Origin of the sequence: Pseudomonas sp. R5(2019), assembly GCF_009905435.1 — a bacterium.
Taxonomy (GTDB): Bacteria; Pseudomonadota; Gammaproteobacteria; order Pseudomonadales; family Pseudomonadaceae; genus Aquipseudomonas.
Genome location: NZ_JAAAMT010000008.1, coordinates 1 through 23105, shown reverse-complemented (window position 1 = coordinate 23105; position 23105 = coordinate 1). Strand labels below are relative to the sequence as shown.

The following is a 23105-nucleotide window of genomic DNA, read 5'->3' as shown; positions in this document are numbered from 1 at the left end:
TCAGTGCGTTCGCCCCACCGATCCAAAACCGCGAATGTGCACACCCAATGCAATCGCCGCAAAAAAGGCTTCAATGAACGTGGTGCAGCGCTTGCTGATTTCGATGGATAGGATGTGAATAGACAGGGAATCAAGGCCTCGTACCGTCGTGCGCCATCAGGCGACGCAGCCGATCGACAAAGCTGGTGAAGGTGGGTGCGGACAGTTCGGGAACGCTTGATAGCCAGGAAATGGCCTGTTTGATCTGGTCAAGATCCCCCCTTACCCTCGACGGCGTCGTGTGCAGTGCATCCGGCGAAATACCCTCACAGAGGCAGGCCACCAGCGGCGCCAACTCGACCCCGGCCAGAAAGCGAACGCCTAGTGGATGCCGATCGGTAACCAGCACGCTGCGGGGGCGAATGAACCCATCGACGACCACCGGGGCAGTCGTGATCAACCCCTTGGGACCACGCTCCAGGGAAGGCCTCCACGCGGACCATTCGCGGCGTAGCCGCCAGAAATCATGCTCGGCCCATTGCCCTTCGCTTCGGTAGAAATCCACCCCTGCCCTGGCGCGCTGGGCAAAGGTCAAAGTGGCTCGCCGCTGGTAATAGTCCATCGCCAACGGCCCATGGACCGGGTCATTGAGCAGCGTGTTGATCACCGGCGCAGCAGCAAATGCGCCGGCGATCGCCTCATACAGGCCGTGCCCGGAAAGTGGATCGCTGCTGTACGCTGCATCGCCCACGCGTAAACACCGCTCATTGACCAACGCCCCTCGCAACACGGCTTGCGCCCCCCGAGCAAAGGTGGAGCCACACGCCACAGGCTGTCCCAAAGCGTGGGGTATCACGCGCAATTGGCGAAAAAAACGCGCGTGCAACGCGTCAAGGCCAATGCCCCGCTCAAGGCTCGCCGGATCAACCACACACTGAACACTGCACGTGCCATCCCGATCCGCCGTGGCCCACGCCCAACCGGCCTCGAACGACTCGCTCCAGGTCTGCCGATGCCTCGGCAACGCGCCGCGGTAGTGGCGGGTCAACGCCACGCTCAAGGGGCCCGCCAACGGGTTGGGTGCCATTTTGGGGCTCGACTTGCCGCGCGCATCGACAATGAAGTCGGCGAAAAAAGTCCGCGCCTGACGGCTGGGCAGGCAAGCGTCGATGTGCACCTGCTCGCCCTTGCATTCGGTTCCCGTCACCGTGACATCGTGAAAGTCGATGCCGGCAGCCTCAAGGTCGTCAATCAGAGCGCTGTCGAACAGGCTGCGCTCGATCACGTGTTCGCCATTGGCCGCACGGCGTTCGCCGCCCCAGGCTGAAACCCGTTGCCACGGGTGCCCCACCACATCCAGCGCATGGTGACAACCAGCCCTTTCCAGCCCCTGCACCACACGCGGGGATGCGCCCTCCAACAGCGGCGTGTGGCGACGGCGACCCAGCACTTGCACGGCAAAACTCATTCGCTGCAACAGCAACGCCACCACCACGGCGGCAGGCCCCACACCCAGCACACTGATACGCTTCACTTCGAGCCCCTTAACAACCAGCTCATGAATGTCGTCGCTCCGGGCCGATAAAACTCGCTTGGCCGCGAAGCACATGGGCAAGCTTGCAAGGAGCAATCCACTGCGCGGCCAGCAGTCGAGCCGCAAAGCCGGTCAGCCGCGCACAAGCCAGGCTGGCACCGCCGCCCCGCTGTGGCTGGCCGGGGACTTGCAACGAGCAGGCGCCAAATTCGGCGTGGGGCTGGTTGAGCCAGGACACCCCGCTGTCGATAATGCCGATTCGAGGATTCACGCCCTGCGCTCCTGTTCAGGCGCGCTCAGATCAATCACCAGGTCGAACGGCTCGTCCAGCGCGGTGCGGTGGCTGATGTAAATCCGTGTTCTTGCGGCGAACAGCGTGTCGATCTCCCGGTGAATCTGCGCCTCCAGCTGGCGGTCGACACCGCTGGTGCTTTCATCCAGCACCAGAATGCTCGGGCTCATCAGCAGCGCGCGCGCCAACATCACCCGTTGTCGCTGCCCCCCCGACAGCGCCGCGCCTCGCTGCCCTACCGAGGTGTGTGCGCCCTGGGGCAGTTGCCGGATCACTTCGTCGAGCCCTGCCAGGCTGGCGGCGCTGAGCACCTCTTCGTCGCTGGCATGGGGTCGACCATAGCGGATGTTTTCCATCAGCGACTGGCTGAACAACTGGGGATCCTGGGAAACCACGACAATTGAGCGGCGTAGCCCGTTCATCTCGTGAAGCCGCAGGTCGACGCCATCGATGACGATGCTCCCGGCCTCTGGGTCGAAGTGGCGCTGCAGTAGATCCACGAGCGTGGATTTGCCCACACCGGAACGGCCGCGTATTGCCACCCGGCTGGCAGGTGGAATATGGAAGCTCAATTGATCGATCACGCACCTTGGGTTGTCGGGGTAGCGGAAGCTCACCTTGTCGAAGCGCACTTCCCCGTGACCACGCACCACGCGACTCTCAAGCGTTGTCGGCGCAGAGACGGCAGGTCTTTGCCGGGTCAGTTCCTGGATACGCCCAAGACAGACACGGGCACGCTGGTATCCGACATACAGCCCCAACAACGACTGCAGCGGGCCATTGGCCTTTTGCATGTAGGTGACAAAGGCTATGAGCACGCCCAGGGTCATGGTCTGCTCGTGGATCACACGGCCGCTGCCGACCCAGAACACGGCCGCCACCGACAATGAAAACATCACACTGGGAAAGGACCCGGCCAGGTAGCTGAAGAGTTGCAGGTGCAACGTTTGCGTGCGCAAATCACGATGCAAGCCTTCAAGGCGAGCGCGCTCGCGGTCTTGCCCATTGAACATCTGCACGCATTTTGGCGCCGACAGAATGTCGACGAAAAAGCAGGCAATCGCTGCGCCGCTGTCGCGCGCACGCCGGTTCAGTCGCTCCAGGGCGGGACGAATCAGCTTGAGAAAAACGCCATTGATCAACAGAACCACCAGCATCAACAGCGTGAGTTCGTGGCTCATGCTGGCCAGCATCAGGAGCGCGCCGATCAGCATGACGCTGTTGTTCACCGCACTCAGCACCGCATCCACGACAAAGCGCTGCACCTCGGCGATATCGCCGTCCAGACGTTGCAGGATGTCGCCTTGCCGGGTCGATGCAAAAAAGGCCGGTGACAGGGTCAGCAGGTGCACAAAAAGCGTTTCCCTGACCGTATGCAGCACCTTGGCCGACGTGCTGACATACACATGGCGCGTGATGCCGCCCAGCAACGCGGAGAGCAGCGCCATCACGGCAATGACGGCCACCACCGTGTGAACGACGGTCAGTTGCCCCTTGAGAATGCCGTCATCGATCAGCCGTTGCGTCAGGTAAGGCTGCGCCAGACCTGCAGCGGCAGCGGCCAACGACAGCACCAGCACAAGGCTCAGGGCCCCCACATGCGGCCCGATGAAGCCGATCAGCCAACGCCACATGGAAAGGCTCGAGCCCGTGTCTGACACAAGCATGCCTGACGGCATGCTTGCGGACACCGGTTGTTCAGACATCGATACCGTGCTCACGGTTCAACGCTGCACGACGCGTAGCGAGGTCAGAACCTGGTCGCCGCCGCCAGGGATCTTGATCTTGCCCTTGAGCGCCAGCGTCTGGGAGTCGTACACCGCGATATCGTCGACAGTGCCGCCGATATACAACTCCTTGCCATCGGTGGAGACGTTGACGTTGTAGTAGGTGTGGTCCAGATCAACCCGCTTGATCAACTTGCCGGTGTTCACATCGGTCTTGGTCAGCTGGGTGTACACCGTATAGGCCTCGTTGCGCCGCACCGGGTTGATCACTGTAGAGAACAGAACGATCTTGGCGTCTTCGAATTCTGAGAACCGTACCGTGTCCTTGACCATGTCCAGCGACCAGATGCCCGCGCGCTGCGTGACGGATTTGTCGGTGTTCTGGTGGTTGATGTAGTACGGCGTGGCGAACTCGTTGGCCTGCTCGAACTGCGGCCAGATCGCCAGTGTATCGGGCTCGCCGAAGCCCTCTCGGGCCCAGGTGCGCCAGGGGTGCTGGCCGATCTGCTGGCCGGTTTTCGGGTCCAGCACCAACATGTCCCAGCTGAAGGCGTACAGGCGCTTGTAGTCCGGTGAGTAGGCCAGGGTCGACACCCTGCGAGGCGATTTCAACTTGCGCACGGGCGTGGCGGAAAGCCCGCTGGCGGTGTCATAGATGGCGATGAACGGGTCATCGACCTTGTACTCCCCAGGCAGCAGTTCGGTTTGGGTGACATAGACCGCCAGCTCCTTGCCATCCGGGCTGATGTCGATGGCGTACGGGGCCTTGCCACGCACACCAGCGCCGGACAGGTCGGTGCGGAACACCTCCTTGCCGCTGTCAAGATCAATGCCCGAGACGCTTTCCCAGCGGTTGTGGATCACGTAGACAGTCTTGCCGTCCTTGGACACCGCCAGTGCACCCGGGCTGTTGCCCATGGAGGTGTTGGGAATCTGGAACGTATGGATGACTTTTCGCTGCTCGGCATCGGCAACCACAATCAGGTTCGGGCGTGCTGCGGTGACCAGAATATCCTTGGCCAGCGACAGCTGGCTGTAGCCGCCGAGGCCAGCCAGCAGTGCGGCGCCAAGCAGGATCGAACGAGCTGGACGCAGTGTTTTCTTGTTCATATGACTTCCTTTCCATCCCTCATCAAGGACGGTGAAAAGTGGAATTCGGTTATTTCGGGAAAACCGCCTGAAGGTTCGTCCAGTCCTGGGGGGCGGAGTCATTGCTCACGCTCCACTCGGTGTAGGTGTTCAGGCTGTCCGGAACCTGCGCCGGCCACCAGCACGGGTCGGAGCAGCCATACAAGTCCGCCTCCATCGGCTGGCAAAGCCCCGCCACCCCCAGGAACGGGTCGACCTCCCAGCCCGGGTCGAAGGTCGTGGCGCAACCGGTCACCGCGGACATCGCCAGGACCTCTTCGGTCTCGCCCTTGGCAACCGCCACCTCGACCTGATGGGCCTTCTGATTCATGGGTTTCAAATGGTTCATAGCTGGACACTCCGGGTGCTCAGATGCTGCCTGAAGAAGCTCGGGTTCTTTTGCAGGATTTCGGTGTACACGCCGATACCGAAATCGACCCACTCGCGCATCAGGTCGCAGTAGTGATAGGTGGGGGACAGCGGGTCGCCAAAGTGCGCGTAAGACTCGTGATAACAGCCTCCCGCACACAGGTTTCTGATTCGGCACGTCGAGCAGCCCTTGCTTGAGCGGTCTGTGGCGGCCTCCAGGAACTGCCCCAGTTGCTCCTTTGCAATGCCGTCGTCGACGTTGCCGAACTTGGGCATGTCGGACCCGGTGAAGCGGTGACACAGGTTCAGGTCGCCGTTGTTGTCGACCGCAAGCAAGCCGACGCCGGCGCCGCAGGGCAAGGCCTTCTTGCGACCTTCATACAGGTCGCTCATCAGTTGATGCATGTTTGAAAAGCCGTTGTTGCGGCCGTTCAAGGCGTCATCGCGATAGGCACGCCCCAGGGTCATCATGCTATCGAACACCTCACGCAACTCCTGACTGCTCAGGTTGAACACCGTGACAGGCCCGGAGGTGGCGGGCGCAACACCGACTTCGGCGAAGCCCAGGTCATTTTTCAGATGCTCGTGGATACCGACCACGTCCGTGTGGCCGGCAGTCAAAGTGACGCGCACGCCCACCGGCTTGGACCGGTAACGTTCCAACAACATCCGCGCCTTGTTCGCCACCACCTGGTAGGTGCCCTGCCCGCCCACGGTGATGCGACGCCGATCGTGAACGGCCTGCGGCCCATCCATGCTGATCGAGATCCCGAAGCGGTGACGGTCGAGGTAATCGATCACCTCTTCATTGAGCAGGGTGGCATTGGTGGTCATTGAAAAATCGACCTTCTTGCCCACCTCCAGGCAACGCCTTTCGGTGTACTCCACCACTTCCTTGATCAACTTCAAGTTGGTCAGCGGTTCGCCGCCAAAGAAAATGACATTGAGCTGCTCCCGCGCATCACCCTGCTCCAACAGCAGTTCGATACTTTTTCGGGCTGTCTCGAAGCCCATCTTCTGGCCCTTGGAAGGGATGGCCAGGTCTTCCTTGTAGCAATAGGTGCAACTGAGGTTACAACCGGTGTTGACGTTGAGGATGATGGTGCTCAACGGAAACTCGCGGATCTGCACTTTCATCCCGGCGTCCGGCTGGGCCGGCTCGTCTCCCAGAATGGAAAGCTCCTTGAAGCTGCCAATGGTTTCGGCCAATTGCTCTGGCGACAGGGCGTGCTCGAAGCGACTTCGAATGCCCTCGTGGGACACCTGCTCGTGTTCTTTCAGGTAATCGATGAGCGCCGTGCCGACCTCATCGAGTTGGAACAGCCCACTGGAGGGGATATGGAACAGCATTCGTGTCCCCTCCACCGCCACGTCATGAAAGCTGTAGCGATTCACGTAATAACTCGTCGCAATAGACATCGCGGTGCCTCCAGACAATTAACGGATGGGTGGGTCGTTCCAGCGCTGCACGGTGACGATCAACGGCTTGGTCGCTTTGACTTCGCGCCCGCCGTCATCCACTTGCGCGGTCACTTCAAGTTCACCTGCGTTGTTGGTGGAGTACTTGCGCTTGGGGTTGGGGCCCGCGTCACCGGGTATGAACAGACCACCCGGTTCAAGATTGCCGGCGAACTTGAGGTCTTCCATTTCTGCGGCGTTGGCGTTGAGGTTAGCGATGCTCCAGGTGGCCGACATGTAGCCCAGGCGCAGATCATCGTCGGTACCGGGCTTGCCGTCCGGGCCGTTGGCATAGGCGACCGCTTCAAATTGAACCGGCACCTTGGGCAGCGGCCCGCCATTGCCTCCGACCCTGGCCATGGCGGCATCCGGCTCGATGCTCAGAAAGTCGATCTTGCGGTAGACGGCCAACCCGGCCCCGCCATGAGCTGCGCCGATCTCCACGCTGCGCATGCCGTCGGAGGCACTGGCGTGCGCCGCGATTTCAACCACCACCTTGTCAGCCGACGCCGACACCACACGCTTGACCGACAACCCATTGCCCAGTTGCACCCCACCGTTCAGGTGAGTGCCATACAAGGTGACTTCTCGGGTGGTTCCGGCCTTGATCGCCGACGGCTCGACCGCCAGCACTTGAGCTGTCGAATCCCCATCAAGACGCACCGCCGTGAATTGCCCACCGATGGAATCCACACCCACTTCATGCCAGCGCCCACTCAGGCGCTTGCCATCGCCGGACAACTCGAACACCTGAGCCACCTGCAGCTCGCCTTGCTTGACGTTGCCGCGCCACTCGTAGCCGGTGTAGACAATCGCGTTGCCCTCAGCCGTTTCGACTTTGCCGTTGGCGTAGTTGATGTGCATGCTCAGCGTATAACGGTCGTTTTCACCTGTGATGGTCGCCATACCCTCATAGCTACCCCAGCCGGGACGATGGCCGACGACACGCCATTGGCCTGCGGCACTGGCCTTTTGTGCGGCCTGCCATCGGTTCCAGATTTCGGATTGGTAGGGGTAGCGGCTGCCGAGCGTCTTCGGCATCTCCCCAGAAGCGATGTCCCACCAATTGCGATCACGCCCCCCTTGCTGAATCTCGATGGTGGGGTACTGGCCGACGTGAAAGTTGGTCAGCTTCTGCCAGTCTTCGGGCGTTCTGCGCTGCAAGGCGATGCGTGCATAAGAGTGGCAACGCGCACAGGTCTCGGCGACCCGTTTGTCATCCGGCACTTCGACACGGGTAAAGTCCCGCTCGAGAATGTAGCGACGGCCTTGGGTTTCTTCCGGCGCCAGGCCGTGGTTGTCCGCCAGGTACTTGACCAGCGTCTGTCGCTCGCCTGGTGTCAGACGAACGCCATGCGCCGCCACCATGCGGCCGATGGTCATGTCCCAACCTTCAGGCGTACGACGGGATTGATCAATTCGGTTCATGCCATTGGCCACAGGAAGGTGGCACGCCGCACACTTGCTGGTTAACAACGCCTTGGCCTCTTGCGAAGGCTCGGCTGCAAAGGCGGCCAAGGGGGATATCGCCAGTGAAAGTGCAAGTGCCATGGGCCGCAAAGTGAATGTTAATGCACACAAATCGCGCATTGTTGGCTCCCGGGTTATTGTGTATTGGGGTAGCGCGCGCTGACCGTTGGACGCTATTCGCTCACGGTAAGTCAGCTCGGTTAAAACGATACAAATCAAACCCATCAGGGCGGTATCCAAATTCGGCAAGCGCTGGGCCGTGACGATCAACAAATGAACAAACGTTCAAACAACCAACACCAGGGCAATACCGGTGGATAAATAAACGGCGCCTATCACACCACCGACAACGCAGAGCCGGTACATAAACGCGTTCATTATTATTTTACTGTTCACGGTACGGACTCCCGTTCTGGATAGCCTGGACAAAATTTTAATCTGCCTCCTCACTCGGCCTTTATCGGGAAACGGCAAGCCGCGAGGCCCGACTATCAGAAATCGGCAACATCGAATCAAAGTCGTGTTCCAACCCTTGCGCCTTACAAATTGTTGCAAAATACTGACAACCAAGACGCGTGCCTGCCTGCCCCCCCGTGATGTGAGCAGACCAGGCGTAATACCGGGGAAAGGAGTCGCCCGAGCCCGCGGACGCAATGGACTGACCACAATAAGACGTAGGCCACCCGGTGAGGCGCAGATGAATAGCTACAACCCCGACACCCGCCCAGGCAGCCACCGACTGGCTGATTCAGTGGGCAGTGCAGAGTTTTTTCATTCCGATACCCATGACGTGTTCGAACAGGCCGAAGCCTTGCCTAAATGGCAGCAGGATTACCTGCAGATCAGCGCTGGTGCGTTCACGGGTTCGTTGACGGCACTGTCGCTAGGGCCTGTGCAGATCTTCAGGGAGTCCATGAACAAGGTGGTAGATCAACACGGCCAGCCCTGGGAAAACAGCTTTGCCGTGGGCGTGCCGCTGTCAATCGAAGGGGAAGGATTCTGGTGCGGTGACCGGCTCGAGAAGAACTCCATATTCTTTTTGAAACCCAACTCGGAATTGAAATTCAAGACGCCGGAACACTCCGATATTTGCGTGGCCGTGATTGATTCGCGAATACTCAAGGAGTACGCAGAAACCATCGAAGAACTATCCATTGATCACATCATTGACTTGAATGGCGCCACGCCGCTCTCCGAGGCGTTGTGCAATCGCTTTCGTCATACGTTCCTGCATGTCATCACGGCGTTGAAAGCCAATCCCGACGTCTTGTCTTCTCACCGCATACGCCTGAGCCTGCTCGATGATGTCATGAGCAGTTTCTTTAATGGGTTTACTCAGCTGGAAAAACTGCCCAGAAAACATCCCGGACAGTTCGTACATCGACACATTGTCGAAAAAGCCCGGGAATATATTATTTCCCGGAAAAGCGAGCCACTCTCTGTGATTGAGATATGTGAGGCGTTGCGCGTCAGCCGCAGAACGCTGCACTACGGTTTCATCAAAGTATTGGGCATCAATCCGGTTACCTTTCTGCGCTACCTTCGCTTGAACGGCGCTCGTCGCGAGCTGATGAAAGCCGATCCGTCCTCCAAGGTCGTGAATGAAATCGCATCGCGTTGGGGATTTTGGCATCCCGGCATGTTTTCCACCTACTACAAGGAATTGTTCGGCGAACTGCCCTCACACACTCTTCGGCTGAAAAAGTAGTCGCCAACGGGGTCGGTTACCCAGCAAATGCCAACAATCCATCGGGTTTATTCGCAAACCGACCAAGGCCCCACCTCCCTACGTATGCGGCCTGCCCTGTAAACCTTGGACAGGCGTTTGCCACTTCCAGTAGGCGTAGCCGCTGGGCTTGCTCCAGAGCACCTCGCCACTCGGACAGAAACAGGCCCCGACAGATCAGGGCCTGTTCAACACACGTATAAAAGGCCTCTGATGCTGACGTGGCCCCTGGTTCGGCCTTACTTGTCGGAAGTCAGTTTGGTGTAGCTGGTGATCAGGTTGCGATAGTCCGGAATGTGGTTGGAGAACAGCGTTCCCAGCCCTTCGATGTCGTTGCGCCAGTCGCGGTGCAGCTCGCAGGCCAGGCCGAACCAGGTCATCAATTGTGCGCCGGCAGACGACATGCGGTTCCATGCCGAATCACGAGTCAAGGCATTGAAGGTGCCGGATGCGTCGGTCACCACAAACACCTCAAAACCAGCCTCAATTGCCGACAGCGCCGGGAACGCCACGCAGACTTCGGTCACCACTCCGGCGATGATCAGTTGCTTTTTGCCAGTGGCTTTGATGGCCTTGACGAAATCCTCATTGTCCCAGGCGTTGATTTGCCCTGGGCGCGCAATATAAGGAGCGTCCGGGAACAAGGCTTTCAACTCCGGCACCAGCGGGCCGTTAGGGCCGGTTTCAAAGCTGGTGGTGAGAATGGTCGGCAGTTTGAAGTACTTGGCCAGATCGGCCAGCGCCAGCACGTTGTTCTTGAATTTGTCTGGGTCGATGTCGCGTACCAGCGACAACAGACCGGTCTGATGATCGACCAACAACACGGCCGCTTGATCTTTGTCGAGACGTTTATAGGCAGTGGACATTTTCATTCTCCAAGTGAACAACGGAAGCCCCGATGGCCTCCACTGATGAGGGAGCACGCCCCTCGTGTTGCACTCAGTTACTTGCGCTGGGAGTCCAGCACTTCATTGTTCTTCGCTACTTCTTGGGCCTTCATGTAACTTTCGATCAGCAACTGGTAGGCCGGGAAGATGTTGGTGTAAACCTCAGCCCATTGCTGTGCATCGTCGCGGTTCCAGGTTTTTTGCAGCTCAGAAGCGACAGCGCCGGTATCCATCGGTACCACCCCCGCTTGCACCACACGAGCGAGCGTAATTTCCTGGGCCATCTTGGTGTAAGTGCCGCAGGCATCTACCACAGCAAAGACCTGATAACCGTCATAGACGGCGCTGATGGCAGGGAAGGCCATGCACACGCTGGTGATGGTGCCCGCAATGATCAGCTGCTTCTTGCCTGTGGCCTTCACGGCGCCGACGAAATCCGGGTTGTCCCAGGCATTGATCTCCCCCTTACGCGCCACGTATTGGGCGTGCGGGGCGTTTTCATGAATCTCGGGGATCAGCGGACCGTTTGGGCCTTGTGGGACGGACGCAGTGGTGATGACCGGAATCCTGGCCAGCGACGCCATCTTGGCCAGCGCCGCAGCGCGCAGGCGAAGCTCGGGCATCGGCATATCGCCCACTGTCTGGAACAGACCGCTTTGATGATCGATCAGCAGCATGACGGCGTTGGATGGGTCGATGACAGGTCTCTGGTTGTTAAAGTTCGCAGGGGTACTCATGACGTGCTCCTTTAAGAAAGACGGCTTTGCCGCCGACAGGTTTCGCAATGTCAGCACATGACACTTCGAAAATGATCACGGAGTCATCTGTCCAAAGTGGCCGCTGTTGAAGTCTGTGATGGCCTGTACTATTTCTGCCTGGGTATTCATGACAAACGGTCCTTGGCCAACGATGGGTTCATCGATGGGCTCTCCACAGAGCAGTACCAGTTTTGAATCGCTGCTGGCCTCCAGAAACAGCTTGATACCATCACGCTCAAGCAACGCCAGTTGTGCATCGCGCAGAAATGCACTGCCATTCACCTCAACGCCCCCACTGAGCAGGACGACGGCACAGGTAAAGCCTGCCTTTAATTGCAAGGACACGTTCTTGCCTGCATTCAGACGTATGTCCCATACATCCATGGGTGTAAATGTCAGCGCGGGGCCTTTGTGCCCGGCGTACTCACCGGCAATCACGCGCACCTGACCGGCATCGTCAGGTAGGTTGACTTGCACGATGTCGCGATTCAAAAGCGTCTGATATCGCGGCGCAGACATCTTGTCTTTCGCGGGTAGATTCACCCACAGCTGAACCATCTCCAAGGTTCCACCGGTACGACTGAACTCGGATGAGTGGTACTCCTCATGAAGTATCCCGGCAGCCGCGGTCATCCACTGCACATCGCCGGGGCCGATCTTTCCGCCGGCGCCAGTGGAGTCCCGATGTTCGAGTTCGCCTTTATAGACAATGGTGACCGTCTCAAAACCTCGGTGCGGATGCTGACCGACCCCACGCCGGTGCGGGGAAGGCGGAAAATCCGCAGGGCCTGCGTAGTCAAGTAATAAGAACGGACTGATATGACCACCCAACGTGTCATAACTGAAAAGCGAGCGGACAGGGAACCCATCCCCCACCCAATGCCGGTCAGGACTGCTGTATATGCCCAGAACCTTTTTCATGTTTTATCCGCCAATCTGCTGAGGCTATATATCGTAGTAGCGGATCTTGAGGTTCGGTAGTCATTGGAATGGACTTCACTGTCTCGAAATGGGTACGACAACAGATAATCCCGCGGGATTTGAATGAAACCCCGTCCCCGCTGTGCGGCGCTGTCGGTCGGTCACGCGAATTTGCTGGTTCCACCCTGTATATCGTCGCGTGCCATTCGCAGGTCATCCGCATCCTGATTGAGGCGGTGAACCACGTTGAGCAACCGCTGACGCAACACCTCGTCCTCAAGTTGCTCAGTTGCACGCATCACATTCAGCGCCGCGTCCTCATTGTTGGCGGCGATGCAGTCGAGCAGTTTGCGCATGTTTCTTAAAGGCCGATTCATCTTAGCAACCTCGGATGGAATAGACGCGAATCATGCGGCTCGAATATTTCGCCAGTATTTCAGTCGCAGGTTTTGGATTACCGCCAGTGCCGCCGGCTGAATCCAGGCAATTGAAAGCGGTCAGTCGCGCAGCGAGGCAAGCATCGAGCAAGTGACCCAGGCGGGGATCATGCTGGAGCGTATTACCCAGGCCGTAGAAACCATCCGCGACAGGACAATTGAATGAAACCGTGACGTGTGCGTAATCAGACCCTGAATGCCAGTTGTGGCGGCAACTCCCGTGACACACAGCGTACGCGTCGGTCACGCTCGCTCAGGGTTGCCTCGATCTTCGGCGTTGCCGCCCGGCGTACGTCGAAAATCTCCGCCAGATTGGCGTTCTCGGTAAACATCGGGCGCAACACTCTGGCCGGGCCGGTCAGCAACGGCGTCACCCCTGGCCCGTGGCCACTCACGGTGCTGTCGCCATGCACGACGACACCGATGGTGATACGCCCACTGCGCAAACTCGGTCCGCGCCTGACGTCGGCGTCGACGATGGCGACCAGATCGCCAAATCGCAAGCTGCCCAGACGATAGCGACGGCGTGCCTCACTGTCAGCCAACTGGATGTCATAATCGCCCCGCCACGCTGTGTTTTTGCCCAGCCCCGAACCCATGATCGTGGCTGGCACCAAATGGGTGACCGGCACGTGTAGACGATCATCACGGCGAACAATGCCCCAGCGCTGCAAGAGCCGCACAGAGGCGTTCATGACCTCGACCGCCGGGCACTGCAGCAACCTCAGCCCCAGGCCATGGGAGGTGATACGGATGTCATCACCAATACGCAGCCGGGCCAACACCTCGGCGGGAAAATCCACCAGCACGTGATTGATGCCGCCATGCTTGCCGGTCACCATGCCGACTTGTCCGGTGCAGGGCCCGCTGACCACTCTGGCCAGATTACCGACGCAGGCATAGGTGATCAGCGCATTGTTCGGCCCGTCTCGCGGGCCGACCACCTCACGCCGGTTGTTGTGCAACGCAACGCCGGGCTCGATGTGATCGCCTGCCAGCCCAACGCAACGGTCGCCGATTCGCTTGTTCAACACGATACCGCCAGTGCCTGGCAAAACACGCGGCACACCGTCGTAACCGATGCGATAGGGTGAGGCGTGGCCGACCGGATGCGCGATCTGCCCCTGCACGGACACCGCGACCAATTCATCCAGATTCAGGTGCAGGCTCATGCTGCTTCCTCGCTTGGTTGCCGCTGTTCAAAGGTAATACCACCAGGCCCGAAAGTCGTCGTCCAGACTTGGCAACACCCTGCGTCTGAGTTGGCCGGTGGCTGCCTCCCAGGTCTGGGAAAACGCCCGACCGTTACTGGGCAGCAGGTGAAATACCATCAGCGGTGGTAATTGCTGCACCAGCGCAGCCATCCCGGCACTGGCCAATGCCCCGCGTATCAACTCGCGTTCGGCGGCAAACAACGACTCCGGGGCTATCGGTGAGACCAATTCACCGCCCAGGCGCACCGATTCCAACGCCCTCACCGGCCAGGGTTGGCCGCAGGCCGGACACAGCGTCAGCACGACTGCGCCTTCCAGGGCTGCCGACAATGCGAGCATGTCCAGTGCCCCCTCCTCGGGATCACACCGGACGTGCCCAGGCCCGGGCCCGGTATCGGCGTCGAGATGCCGCTGCAGCAACCACTCAAGAATCGATTCGTAGCGTTCAACCACCCCGGCATCGCTGCCCTGCTGGATCTGTGATTCTGCCAGGCTGTCGCCTACCCAGCGCAGCGGCCACGAGCCGGCATCGATTCCTTCACGCAGCGCCATCCAGCCGAGCAAAGCCGCGATCGACGGCCGCGCCGGGTCATATTCGCCGTCAGTACTGTCGCCTTCCAGGGTGGGCATGATCAGCTCGCTGGCATCGATCAATTGCCAGAATGAACGGGGTAGCCACGGCTCCAATACCTGAGCCAGCCGTAATGCCAGCGTCGGCCCATGTACCGAACCCAGCACCAACGCCGGATCAAGGATGCACGGCAATCGGTGCTGACTGACTGAAACCAGCATATTGCTCGCACGCATGGCTGCTCTCGCTCCTCAAAAGACACCCGGATCAGGCGTTAACCGCTTGTGGAACACCAAGCACGCTGCGCAGTGCTGGCGTGACGCCTGGGAAACCTCGCCCCTCAGGTGTCATGCGATACGCCGCGAGCCAGGCTTCGGCGTGCGCCCCCATCGGTCGCACGACACTCTGGAACAATATCGGATCGATGGCCGTCTTGAAGTCGTTATCGGCCACGAACTTGAGTATCCGCCTGCCGCTCTCGGCCATTTTTGCCCGCTGCGAGGGTTCGGCCACGCCCCCCAGATGGCGGTTGGAAACGATCTCCACCACATCCCACTTGGTGTTGGCGTCGAACGCTTTCTTGATGTCCGGCGCGTCGAGTAATTGCAAGACCGTCTTGAGGTAGTGGCCGGTCTCCATTGCCAGGGAAAAAATATTGCCGTAGGTCGAGCGGTCCAGCGCGTAGCGCAGGTCCAGGCCGATGCGCTGCACGGTGGCGACGCTGCCAAACGGGCGCTGATCGATCAGTTGCCCGCCGCGTATCACTTCACCGATCAGTAGATCGCGGAAATACTGGCCGGTAGAGACCATGAACCCCACCAGCTGCCGGTGAAAGTTACGATTGACCACCGCGCCTGCCGGGGTCTGCACAGTGCCGTAATTGAACGCGCGGCGATAGGCGATCATCCGGTCGTTGAGCGTGTAGCGCAGAGGTTGCCATTTTTGCAGAAGGTACAACCCATGGGCACCGGGGCCACGCTGGATACGCATGCGTCCGAGCCTGAACAGGCGCAGCAGCACATCGGCAACCTGGAACACTTTCATCCGTTCGTGCTGGTAGATGTAGTAAAGGTCGGCCGCGGCATGCAACTGGCTAGGTATGACCGAGTCGTCGAAGTCTGGCTGGATATAGGGGTAGGCAATGTCGCCGAACTCTTGCGGGCCCTTGTCTCCGAAACCGATCAGATCGAGAAAACCGTCACGGCCATCACCGTTGGCAGCGCCCTTGAGCAACTCGCCAAAGCGTTGCTCAAACTGTTCTTCGAAGTTCTGACGCTGGTCGGCGGGCAATCCCGCCAACTGATCGCGCAGAAAGTTTTCCCAGAGACGTTGGATGGTTTCGGTGGTTTGAAAACTCATGATTGTGGCTCCCGGGTGCGATCAGGGCATCACCAATGGTTGGGTTACAGACCGGCTTTTCGGGGTGGCGGCAGGGTCGAAATATCAACGGCCAGCTGCTGCATCTCCCACCAGCGCACCATGCGATAGTCGGGGACGGAACCTTCGAATACCCGAAACACCATTTTCAATCGCTCGTGCAATTGTGGTTGTTGTTCGAGTCTGCACATTGCCTCGCGGGTGGCCTCCGATAGCGATAGCTCGTGCAGGGCAGCATCGTTTTTGGAGTTGACCGGCCGCTCGCCTGTACCGCTTTTGCGGCTTTGCTTCTCTTCAGGGGATGCATCCAGAGCGATCGCTTGCGCCTGGATCAGGATTCGCAGGATGGGCATCCAGTAGCCGCCAGGTTCCGGCTTCGGGACCAGATATTTTTCGAGCAGTACGTGGTCCCGGGCTACCAGTTCGTTCGTAGCCGTCAGCAAGCGCTCATGCTCACTCGCAGAAACGAATATCTGGCGCTTCACGCTGTCCAGGCGACTGGTCAACAGCTGGTCGCCACGGCGGAAGAATTCGGGACGATAGGTGTACATGGCATCACTCCTTCAACGATCGGAGTTCATCTTGGATTCTGGGCACGCCCAGCCAGATTGGGGCGCCCGGCGCCGGTGCGATCGACAAAATCAATGAAGGCATCGGCAGACGTTTCCAGGGTCGGTGGCAGGCTGATCGAGTCGCGATCACGACGTTCCTCACCGGTGATGCTCTTCATCGCCTTCATCATCACAGTACGTAGACTGCCCAGAGACTGATCAATGGTGGAGCAGTTGGTGACCATCGAGTGCACCAGGCTGCTCCATCTGTCATCAAGTTCGCCCTGAAGTACCAGTTCCTGAACGACGACCGCGATATAGGCATCGACGTCCGCATCGCCACGAACCGAGATACCCAGCGCCACTAACCGTCGGTCAACCCGCAGCACAACGGTATAAAGTTTGGCGAAGTCTTCAATTGTCCCGGCGCCTTGATTCTCAAATTTCTCTATCGCCGCCGCCAGTTCGGCGCGTAGCTGTTCATCACCAGCCGTTCGATCAATAGCGTTCAGCGCGTCGAGCTCGCGGTTCGCCAGTTGTATGAGTCCATGTACAGCAGCACCCATGCTTTCGTCCTCACCCCAGTCGATGCTTGGCTGCAGCGCTTTAATCAGGCTATCCATCAAAGATGGCGCAGCAATGGGCATCGCGGCGACCACCGCCTTGACCAGGAAGCCATACGCGGACGCCCGCCGTTCCGCTGCACCGAAATTGACAAAGCCCAGGGCATACAAGTCAATGGCCCGGTCAACGCCGTACAGCACCCGGTCAAGCAACACCACGTCACTGCAATTTCCCAGACAGTTCTGGGCCAGACAGTCCAGCTCATCGGCCAGCATGCCGCGAATCAACGTCAGGCTGACCAATCGCTGATCTGCATCGTTCATTCCCGTGTTGCCGTAAAGCCCATAAAACAGGATCGGAGGACGGGCGATCTTCATCAGCCGGAAACCACCGGAAGAATCGAACGCCGAAGCAAACAGCTGCAACGCTTCAAGAAACCCATACAACGCTGGGGATTCCGGGCTGATCCCGCGCTGGGCGACGGTGATCAAGCGCCGAAACCGTTCAAGGCTCAGCACGGCGGTAGAGCCCACGGCGCGCAAACCGCCCGAAGTGTTGTCACCGCTACGTTGCACCAATTCGTCCATGATCCGTGCCAGTTCGGTCTCCACCAGCAGCGAGCGCAGGTCGCTCTGCCCTTGTGCCTCTAACAAGTCATTGAGTTGCCGGTAAGCATCCAGGCCTCGCGGCCAGTCTTGCGGGCCGTAAGCCATCTGCGTGCTGCCCACCAGGTTACGTAACGCATAGATCGCGGCATCGCGCCGGGTTTGCAGGTCGGAGTAGGCCACCTGGGGCAGATAGCGACCGCCGCCGAAACCGACATTGGCCAATGCTTCGCCCATCATCACCAGCAACAGGTTGGCGGCCTCGTCCAGGCTTTGCGCCAGCTTGCGGTAGTCGGTGACCATCGAAGGCGTGTGCACGCCAACCAACCGGGCCAGACGCGCGTAATCGTTGAGCTGGCGGCGCATGGCAAAGCCCTTGTCGCGGTTACGCGGATCGAGGGCCAGGCGCGAGGCGCTCTGGCCTTCCTGCAAGGTACTGCGAATGGCTTGGGCCCAGCCCTGAAGCTCAGGGGTGACGTCCTTGAGTAGGGTGTCGGTGGTCAGGTGCCTCAGGTCCTGCTCGATGTCGTTACAGGCCTGTTCCCATTCGGCATTCGACGCCGTCGCGCTGAACGAAACCGTCGACAGCGGCGCCACGGTTTGCAGAAACGGCATACCCCGGGCCTCTTGGGCAATCGCCTCAGCGCGCGGGTCGCCTTTGTAGCGATTGAGCAGGGCCTGCGCCACCTGGTTTGGGTCATTGGGATCGCCAACCTTCAGCTCGCGCCGGATAAGGTTGTCCAGAGCCAGACGCTGAGTCGAAGCAGCATCCAGACTCCCCGGATTCGGAAGAGGTACGGTGGTCGCCATGACAAGGCCTCGTCATATTGGGTTGAAGTTGAACGCCTCAGGCCACTGCGCTGAGCGACGGGCGGGCGTAACGTGGAGTCGTCAACGACTCGGTCAGTTGCGCGATGACTCGCTGCGCCAATTGCTGCGGCGCGATGTTGCCGCGCCCGAGGGCGTAGTAGGCCGCGCTGACCAGATGCCGCGGTGCAAGTTCTATGCGCTGTCCGGCTTCAAGGGCGCGAGCGCCCTGTTGAATTCGAGCCTCGTCATCGGCACTGAAGGCAATGATGTCCACCAGTGCCCGTTGAGCCAGATTGCGCCGTGTCTGAAACGCGATTTCGTCTACGACGTCCGGAATCAGACGTGGCGCGCTGCTCATCAGGGCGGGTGGAATACGTACACCGTCGCTGATTCGATACAGGCTCTGCCACACCCGCAGCAGTCTGGCCGCATCACGGGTGAAGCCCATACGCCGCAGCATTTCCGCCAACAGATAGATCCGCAGGTAGGCCGTGGGGTGCGCGCCGCCCGGTCGGTAAGTTGTCGTGCGCGGTTGCGGTTGGGCCAGGAACTCCGCCATTCCCCAGGCTGCGGCCGGTCCGCCCAGCAGGACAGCGGACAGGTCGGCGAAAATTTCCTTGTGCCAGCGCCCGTATACCGTTCCGAGAAACGGATCACGCGATACGCCCAAGACCCGCCGTAGTACTGCTGAACGGTTTTCCTGCCAGATCCCCAGATCAGCCTGAAGATTGTGCGCCACCTCATGGAGGAAGACGGACTGCCAGGGTTGATCGCGATCCCACGGGATGCGAATCAGGGGAAACGGGTTGGCTTCGCCCAACAACCGGCCCAGTTGCACACCGCGACGCATGGTGGCCGGAGAATAGCCGTGTTCCATGTAGCACACCGGCTTGAGCAACGGTCCGTCAAAAATCTGCGGTGCAGATTCGCGCACGGCGCGATAGCAATCCTCGGCGATGGCATCGTGGGCCGCCAGCGCAGGACCGAAGGCAGTACCCCGTTGGGCGAAAACCTCATAGAACATGCCGAACAAACGGCGGGCGCGGTCGAGTTCGCGCTCCACGAGGGCGGCGTCGACCAGCACCCGTTGCGGCGGATTGTTCTGCCAATCGTGCTGCAACTTCGAGAAACGCCTGCGGATTCGTTGTTCTACAGCGCCTAATCTCGCATTGGCTACCTCAAAGTGCCGAGGCGACGGGGCATAGCGCATATCCTGCGCGCGTATGCCGACGAACGCATTGTCAACCCGTGCCAGGCGACTGAGACGCGCCGACAGGCCGTGAATCTTGTGCTGCACAAAGCGTCGCCAGTTCATGAGGATAGCTCCCGATTACCCATCCAACAGCACTCAGCGCCCGCGTATGGTCAGCGTCACCGGGCCACGAAACGTCAGGCGGCGGGCCTGACCACAATGGGGGCAGACACCCGCGGTGCGATGCGCACCACCGGCAGGCAGCGATGCGCCGATACGACGGGCCAGTGGCGCGATATTGCGTGCCACGTTGCGAGCGGTCTGCCCTCTGGGCGTTGCTCGCCGGGCAGCCGGCACCAAGGGTCGCGACAGCCGACGAATCGCCTGGGGCTGGCGGGCAACCTGGCTGGCCGCCTGGGTAACCGCCCGTGCCGCTGCCTGCGGTCTGAGGCGTCTGTCCTGAATGGGTCGCCGGGTACTCTGGACTGCCCGCGCCACCGCACGTGCGGCAGGAGCGCCTTGACTACGTACGGCCTGACGGATGGCTCGAGTCACGCCTTGCACGGCAGCACGCCGGGCAGGCAGCGGTCCTCGTCCGACCATTGGAACCGCGCGCCGGACCAATATTCCCGCCAGGACCGGTGCGGCGGCGTCAATACCGTCTTCATCCAGGCCGTCTACCAGATCGTCGAAGACTTCCATCTCGTCAGCCCCGTCGGCCAGCAAACGTCCTGCCACGTTGGCAATGCGCCCGATCAGTTGTGCCTGGGGAATGGGCAACATACTGGCAATAGGACCTACCACTCTGGCCACATTGCCCGCCACCCTTCCCGCGCTACGCACGCCCTGAGCGACCCCGCTGGCGATACGCCGCAGACGCCTGAGGAACTCATCGCCGTCGACGGCATCCAGCGTGTCGACGACGGCTTCTTCCATGGCATCGATGCCATCGTCTCCACCGCCCTGTTCGAATTCGTCGCCTTCATCCCAATGGTCATGGCCGACGGCCTCGTCATATTCATCCAGTTCATCCAGAGCATTGGCCGCAGCCGCCGGACTACCGCCAAACTCATCACCTTCGTCCCACTCATCCAGTCCATCCTCGAACTCGTCGTAACCGTCGAGCGAGGAACCGCTCGCCGGAGATTCGGCGGCGTCATGCATCAGATCTTCCATCAGATCCGTTTCGAATCGGTCCATGGTCGTGCTCCTCTGAACAGGGTTATCGCGGGGTAATCGACAGGGTCACAGGCCCGCTGATATGAAACGTCCGGCTGCCGCTCAGGCGTGTGCCGGACAGTCCGCGCCCGATGTCGGCCGGACGCGCAAGCGGCCCCGCCCCGGGCCCTCTGGGCCGGGTCAAAGCGCGCAGGGCTCGGGGGGACTGAGCCAGACGCGCCGCGGCACGCGGCAAGGCCCGGCGCAGGTTCTGGACCGTCCGTTGCGCAGTACCCGGATTGCGTTGGGTGACACGAACGGCCGAGTTCACCAGCCTGGGCAGAGCGCGGAGTCCCCGAGGGCCAGCGCCACGCACCAACTCCCGCGTAGCGGCTGCGACGCCGCGAACCAATGCGCGGCGACCGGCCTGGTTGAGCTGTGTGATATTGCGTAGCCCCAAGCCTCGCGCCGCGCCGCGTGCCGCCAGAGCAACGGCGGCTGGCAGCGCTTCGTCAATGCCATCATCGACGTACAACTCAGCCATCGCATCGAACGCCTGTCCGGCGCCAGCGGCGCCCATCAGCTGGCCCAGCTGGGCAAAGATGCCCTGACTGCTGGAGGCCAGTCCCTGAGCGTGCTGTGCGGCCTGGCCGACATTGCGGGCAATGCCGCCTGCCTGCTGCAGGGCACCCGCCACACCTGGCGCTCCGAGGGTGCGCGCCAGACGTGCGACCGCCTGGGCAGCCGGAGAAGCGGCGGCGGCCACCTGCCCTACTCGCCCGGCTACCCGGCCCGCCTGGCCGCTGGCCCGACCGGCCAGCGCCGCAACACGCCCCAGCCCACCCAACAGGCGTCCGAGAAACTCGTCCTCGTCTAGCGTATCCAGGCCATCGGCTACCTGCTCTTCGAAGGCATCCCACAGCGAAGCGTCGTCCAGTGCCTCCACGCCATCCAGTGCTGCCTCGTCGAACCGGTCATCGCTGTCCAGCTGCTCGCTGTCCTGACCGTCGTCGTAGTTGTCACTGGACGAGGTCTCTTCGGCAAAATGATCGTCGGTGAACGGGTCACCGGACTCCATCTCATCGAACAGTTCCAGATCGCCAGTATCCAACGCCGACGGGTACGCATCGTTCGCAAAATCCGTTGTCTGGCTATCGAATGATCCACTCATCGCAAATGCCTCCCCTCTGGAAGAGCAATTGCCGCTTTGTCGACCGGAGTCGGTCAGCAATCGGGCAATCGAATCATGGACAGAATCTAGCGCGCGAACATCGGCGGCGAAATCGTCCATTGCGGCGTGCCGCTAAGTAGACGCTCCTGCGTATGCCTTCAAAGTGATACGTACCTATTCACTACCCCACGGCGCAGGTGCGAAAACGGGCAGACACGGATGTACCCGTCCAAAGGGGCTAGCGGACAAGAGCGATACGGTGGTCCTTGTATAATCAGCGATTTGGTTTTTAATGAATTCAGCTGTTTCTTCCACCTTCGCTGTCATGGCGATAATAGGCGGGGAACCCAACAATGAAGGACCTGGAAGGCGCTACGTTCGGTGCGTACCCCCCTCTCTCAAGCACCAATGGCAATAGCGAAGTCTCTAGCGTTGAAGTTTCCAGACTGGACCTGGACGGACAAACCTTGTCCGTGCTGCAGGTCGACGGCGTAGTGCCCAGACATGTCACCAGCCATGGCACCAAGGGTGTGCAATTTCGCTACGCGGAAAACGAAGTCGTCCATTTCAGTTACGCAGGCCACCTATACGCGCTGGTCGAAACCGCACAAGGGCGCCCGACCGAGCATGATCAAAAACTCTCCAACGAGATCCACAACACCCTGACCCCCCGAGAACTTCAGGTGGTGCAATTGATCTGCATGGGCTGTCTGACCAAACAGGTTGCCGATCGCCTGCACATCAGCGAATTCACCGTCCGCTCCTACCTCAAGGCCATCTACTCCAAACTCGGCGTACGCTCCCGTGGCGCCATGGTATGCGCATACATGCGGACATTCAGCCTGAAACCGGAGTGACGCCTTTCGGTACGTATTCGGCAAGACATTGGCACAGACGCAGAATACGGATTAGCAAACCGGCCCTTTCCCGAATTCGGTCCTACAAGAAGGTGTGATCACCGGTCCTGGATGAGCGCTGCACGTTGACGTTAGCTTTCCTGCGCGACCCGTGTAGACAATGCCTGTGCGCGAGCGTCGGTTCCGGCGCCGATTTCCACCGTCTTGTCGTGCTCGGGCGAGGTGCGATAAGGGTTCACGGCGGCCCAGCCATCGCCGTCGACGGTCACGCCGGTTTCCTTGATCGGGGTCAGGCCCTGGGTTGCCACGGCCTGCGGAACCACGTTGCCGTGGGCCCATGGCGAACCGC

General features: G+C 60.2%; 21 protein-coding genes and 2 pseudogenes. 3 read left to right on the top strand and 20 right to left on the bottom strand.

Features of this window, described 5'->3' with window-relative positions:
- Positions 1-130: 130 nt before the first annotated feature.
- The 7 genes from GUY40_RS07435 to peaA form a co-directional block, all read right to left on the bottom strand.
- Positions 131-1513, bottom strand: coding sequence for a tryptophan 7-halogenase (locus GUY40_RS07435; RefSeq protein WP_166568310.1), 1383 nt, complete (start codon positions 1511-1513; stop codon positions 131-133).
- Positions 1514-1535: 22 nt separating this feature from the next.
- Complete coding sequence (locus GUY40_RS07430) at positions 1536-1784, bottom strand: hypothetical protein (RefSeq protein WP_166568309.1); 249 nt, start codon at positions 1782-1784, stop codon at positions 1536-1538.
- On the bottom strand, positions 1781-3439 hold the full coding sequence (locus tag GUY40_RS07425) for an ABC transporter ATP-binding protein (RefSeq protein WP_166568308.1): 1659 nt from the start codon (positions 3437-3439) through the stop codon (positions 1781-1783). The genes GUY40_RS07430 and GUY40_RS07425 overlap by 4 nt, the downstream gene beginning before the upstream one ends.
- Positions 3440-3529: 90 nt before the next feature.
- On the bottom strand, positions 3530-4642 hold the full coding sequence (peaD, locus tag GUY40_RS07420) for a quinohemoprotein amine dehydrogenase subunit beta (RefSeq protein WP_166568307.1): 1113 nt from the start codon (positions 4640-4642) through the stop codon (positions 3530-3532).
- A gap of 49 nt (positions 4643-4691) precedes the next feature.
- Positions 4692-5009 carry a quinohemoprotein amine dehydrogenase subunit gamma gene (gene qhpC, locus GUY40_RS07415; protein ID WP_166568306.1) on the bottom strand — a complete coding sequence of 106 codons (318 nt, stop codon included), beginning with the start codon at positions 5007-5009 and terminating at the stop codon, positions 4692-4694.
- Positions 5006-6448, bottom strand: a complete 1443-nt coding sequence (gene peaB, locus GUY40_RS07410; protein WP_166568305.1) for a quinohemoprotein amine dehydrogenase maturation protein — start codon at positions 6446-6448, stop codon at positions 5006-5008. Before peaB ends, qhpC begins: the two co-directional genes overlap by 4 nt.
- Before the next feature lie 18 nt (positions 6449-6466).
- Positions 6467-8038 carry a quinohemoprotein amine dehydrogenase subunit alpha gene (gene peaA, locus GUY40_RS07405; RefSeq protein ID WP_256675664.1) on the bottom strand — a complete coding sequence of 524 codons (1572 nt, stop codon included), beginning with the start codon at positions 8036-8038 and terminating at the stop codon, positions 6467-6469.
- Positions 8039-8654: 616 nt separating this feature from the next.
- On the opposite strand from peaA, the gene GUY40_RS07400 reads away from it, so the two are divergent.
- The gene (locus GUY40_RS07400) at positions 8655-9665 is read left to right on the top strand and encodes a helix-turn-helix domain-containing protein (RefSeq protein ID WP_166568303.1); all 1011 of its coding nucleotides are present in this window, start codon (positions 8655-8657) and stop codon (positions 9663-9665) included.
- A gap of 257 nt (positions 9666-9922) precedes the next feature.
- Here GUY40_RS07400 and ycaC read toward each other — a convergent pair whose 3' ends face one another.
- The 4 genes from ycaC to GUY40_RS07380 all read right to left on the bottom strand — a co-directional run bounded on the left by ycaC (position 9923) and on the right by GUY40_RS07380 (position 12626).
- Positions 9923-10549, bottom strand: coding sequence for an isochorismate family cysteine hydrolase YcaC (gene ycaC / locus GUY40_RS07395; RefSeq protein WP_046038557.1), 627 nt, complete (start codon positions 10547-10549; stop codon positions 9923-9925).
- Between the two features lie 77 nt (positions 10550-10626).
- Positions 10627-11307: a hydrolase gene (locus GUY40_RS07390; protein WP_166568302.1), complete on the bottom strand. Its 681-nt coding sequence runs from the start codon at positions 11305-11307 to the stop codon at positions 10627-10629.
- Positions 11308-11382: 75 nt separating this feature from the next.
- Positions 11383-12249 carry a pirin family protein gene (locus tag GUY40_RS07385; protein ID WP_166568301.1) on the bottom strand — a complete coding sequence of 289 codons (867 nt, stop codon included), beginning with the start codon at positions 12247-12249 and terminating at the stop codon, positions 11383-11385.
- Positions 12250-12410: 161 nt separating this feature from the next.
- Complete coding sequence (locus GUY40_RS07380) at positions 12411-12626, bottom strand: hypothetical protein (protein ID WP_166568300.1); 216 nt, start codon at positions 12624-12626, stop codon at positions 12411-12413.
- Between the two features lie 103 nt (positions 12627-12729).
- On the opposite strand from GUY40_RS07380, the pseudogene GUY40_RS28730 reads away from it, so the two are divergent.
- Positions 12730-12837: pseudogene (locus GUY40_RS28730) on the top strand (hypothetical protein); the annotation flags it as partial.
- 34 nt (positions 12838-12871) lie between these two features.
- Here GUY40_RS28730 and GUY40_RS07375 read toward each other — a convergent pair.
- Genes GUY40_RS07375 through GUY40_RS07340 form a run of 8 tightly spaced genes read right to left on the bottom strand, consistent with a single transcriptional unit; the run spans position 12872 to position 21899 of the window.
- The gene (locus GUY40_RS07375; RefSeq protein WP_166568299.1) at positions 12872-13858 is read right to left on the bottom strand and encodes a DUF4438 domain-containing protein; all 987 of its coding nucleotides are present in this window, start codon (positions 13856-13858) and stop codon (positions 12872-12874) included.
- A 27-nt stretch (positions 13859-13885) separates the two neighbouring features.
- Positions 13886-14707 carry a hypothetical protein gene (locus GUY40_RS07370; RefSeq protein WP_166568298.1) on the bottom strand — a complete coding sequence of 274 codons (822 nt, stop codon included), beginning with the start codon at positions 14705-14707 and terminating at the stop codon, positions 13886-13888.
- 31 nt (positions 14708-14738) lie between these two features.
- Positions 14739-15830: a hypothetical protein gene (locus tag GUY40_RS07365; RefSeq protein ID WP_166568297.1), complete on the bottom strand. Its 1092-nt coding sequence runs from the start codon at positions 15828-15830 to the stop codon at positions 14739-14741.
- A 44-nt stretch (positions 15831-15874) separates the two neighbouring features.
- Positions 15875-16399 carry a hypothetical protein gene (locus tag GUY40_RS07360; protein WP_166568296.1) on the bottom strand — a complete coding sequence of 175 codons (525 nt, stop codon included), beginning with the start codon at positions 16397-16399 and terminating at the stop codon, positions 15875-15877.
- A 26-nt stretch (positions 16400-16425) separates the two neighbouring features.
- A complete protein-coding gene (locus tag GUY40_RS07355) occupies positions 16426-18378 on the bottom strand; it encodes a hypothetical protein (protein WP_166568295.1) in 1953 nt (650 codons plus the stop codon).
- A gap of 37 nt (positions 18379-18415) precedes the next feature.
- Positions 18416-19693, bottom strand: a complete 1278-nt coding sequence (locus GUY40_RS07350; RefSeq protein ID WP_166568294.1) for a hypothetical protein — start codon at positions 19691-19693, stop codon at positions 18416-18418.
- A 33-nt stretch (positions 19694-19726) separates the two neighbouring features.
- A complete protein-coding gene (locus tag GUY40_RS07345; protein ID WP_166568293.1) occupies positions 19727-20770 on the bottom strand; it encodes a hypothetical protein in 1044 nt (347 codons plus the stop codon).
- Positions 20771-20792: 22 nt separating this feature from the next.
- Entirely contained in the window at positions 20793-21899 is a 1107-nt protein-coding gene (locus GUY40_RS07340; RefSeq protein WP_166568292.1) for a hypothetical protein, read from the bottom strand.
- A 353-nt stretch (positions 21900-22252) separates the two neighbouring features.
- On the opposite strand from GUY40_RS07340, the gene GUY40_RS07335 reads away from it, so the two are divergent.
- Positions 22253-22756, top strand: coding sequence for a LuxR C-terminal-related transcriptional regulator (locus GUY40_RS07335; protein WP_166568291.1), 504 nt, complete (start codon positions 22253-22255; stop codon positions 22754-22756).
- Positions 22757-22941: 185 nt separating this feature from the next.
- On the opposite strand, the pseudogene GUY40_RS07330 reads toward GUY40_RS07335, so the two are convergent.
- Positions 22942-23105: pseudogene (locus GUY40_RS07330) on the bottom strand (cytochrome c-550 PedF); the annotation flags it as partial.

What these genes read in the sequence shown, in the direction of transcription:
- GUY40_RS07425 (WP_166568308.1), bottom strand. Translation starts at nt 3,439, where the DNA reads ATGTGGCGTTGGCTGATCGGCTTCATCGGGCCGCATGTGGGGGCCCTG.
- peaD (WP_166568307.1), bottom strand. Translation starts at nt 4,642, where the DNA reads ATGAACAAGAAAACACTGCGTCCAGCTCGTTCGATCCTGCTTGGCGCC.
- qhpC (WP_166568306.1), bottom strand. Translation starts at nt 5,009, where the DNA reads ATGAACCATTTGAAACCCATGAATCAGAAGGCCCATCAGGTCGAGGTG.
- peaB (WP_166568305.1), bottom strand. Translation starts at nt 6,448, where the DNA reads ATGTCTATTGCGACGAGTTATTACGTGAATCGCTACAGCTTTCATGAC.
- peaA (WP_256675664.1), bottom strand. Translation starts at nt 8,038, where the DNA reads ATGGCACTTGCACTTTCACTGGCGATATCCCCCTTGGCCGCCTTTGCA.
- GUY40_RS07400 (WP_166568303.1), top strand. Translation starts at nt 8,655, where the DNA reads ATGAATAGCTACAACCCCGACACCCGCCCAGGCAGCCACCGACTGGCT.
- ycaC (WP_046038557.1), bottom strand. Translation starts at nt 10,549, where the DNA reads ATGTCCACTGCCTATAAACGTCTCGACAAAGATCAAGCGGCCGTGTTG.
- GUY40_RS07390 (WP_166568302.1), bottom strand. Translation starts at nt 11,307, where the DNA reads ATGAGTACCCCTGCGAACTTTAACAACCAGAGACCTGTCATCGACCCA.
- GUY40_RS07385 (WP_166568301.1), bottom strand. Translation starts at nt 12,249, where the DNA reads ATGAAAAAGGTTCTGGGCATATACAGCAGTCCTGACCGGCATTGGGTG.
- GUY40_RS07380 (WP_166568300.1), bottom strand. Translation starts at nt 12,626, where the DNA reads ATGAATCGGCCTTTAAGAAACATGCGCAAACTGCTCGACTGCATCGCC.
- GUY40_RS07375 (WP_166568299.1), bottom strand. Translation starts at nt 13,858, where the DNA reads ATGAGCCTGCACCTGAATCTGGATGAATTGGTCGCGGTGTCCGTGCAG.
- GUY40_RS07370 (WP_166568298.1), bottom strand. Translation starts at nt 14,707, where the DNA reads ATGCGTGCGAGCAATATGCTGGTTTCAGTCAGTCAGCACCGATTGCCG.
- GUY40_RS07365 (WP_166568297.1), bottom strand. Translation starts at nt 15,830, where the DNA reads ATGAGTTTTCAAACCACCGAAACCATCCAACGTCTCTGGGAAAACTTT.
- GUY40_RS07360 (WP_166568296.1), bottom strand. Translation starts at nt 16,399, where the DNA reads ATGTACACCTATCGTCCCGAATTCTTCCGCCGTGGCGACCAGCTGTTG.
- GUY40_RS07355 (WP_166568295.1), bottom strand. Translation starts at nt 18,378, where the DNA reads ATGGCGACCACCGTACCTCTTCCGAATCCGGGGAGTCTGGATGCTGCT.
- GUY40_RS07350 (WP_166568294.1), bottom strand. Translation starts at nt 19,693, where the DNA reads ATGAACTGGCGACGCTTTGTGCAGCACAAGATTCACGGCCTGTCGGCG.
- GUY40_RS07345 (WP_166568293.1), bottom strand. Translation starts at nt 20,770, where the DNA reads ATGGACCGATTCGAAACGGATCTGATGGAAGATCTGATGCATGACGCC.
- GUY40_RS07340 (WP_166568292.1), bottom strand. Translation starts at nt 21,899, where the DNA reads ATGAGTGGATCATTCGATAGCCAGACAACGGATTTTGCGAACGATGCG.
- GUY40_RS07335 (WP_166568291.1), top strand. Translation starts at nt 22,253, where the DNA reads ATGAAGGACCTGGAAGGCGCTACGTTCGGTGCGTACCCCCCTCTCTCA.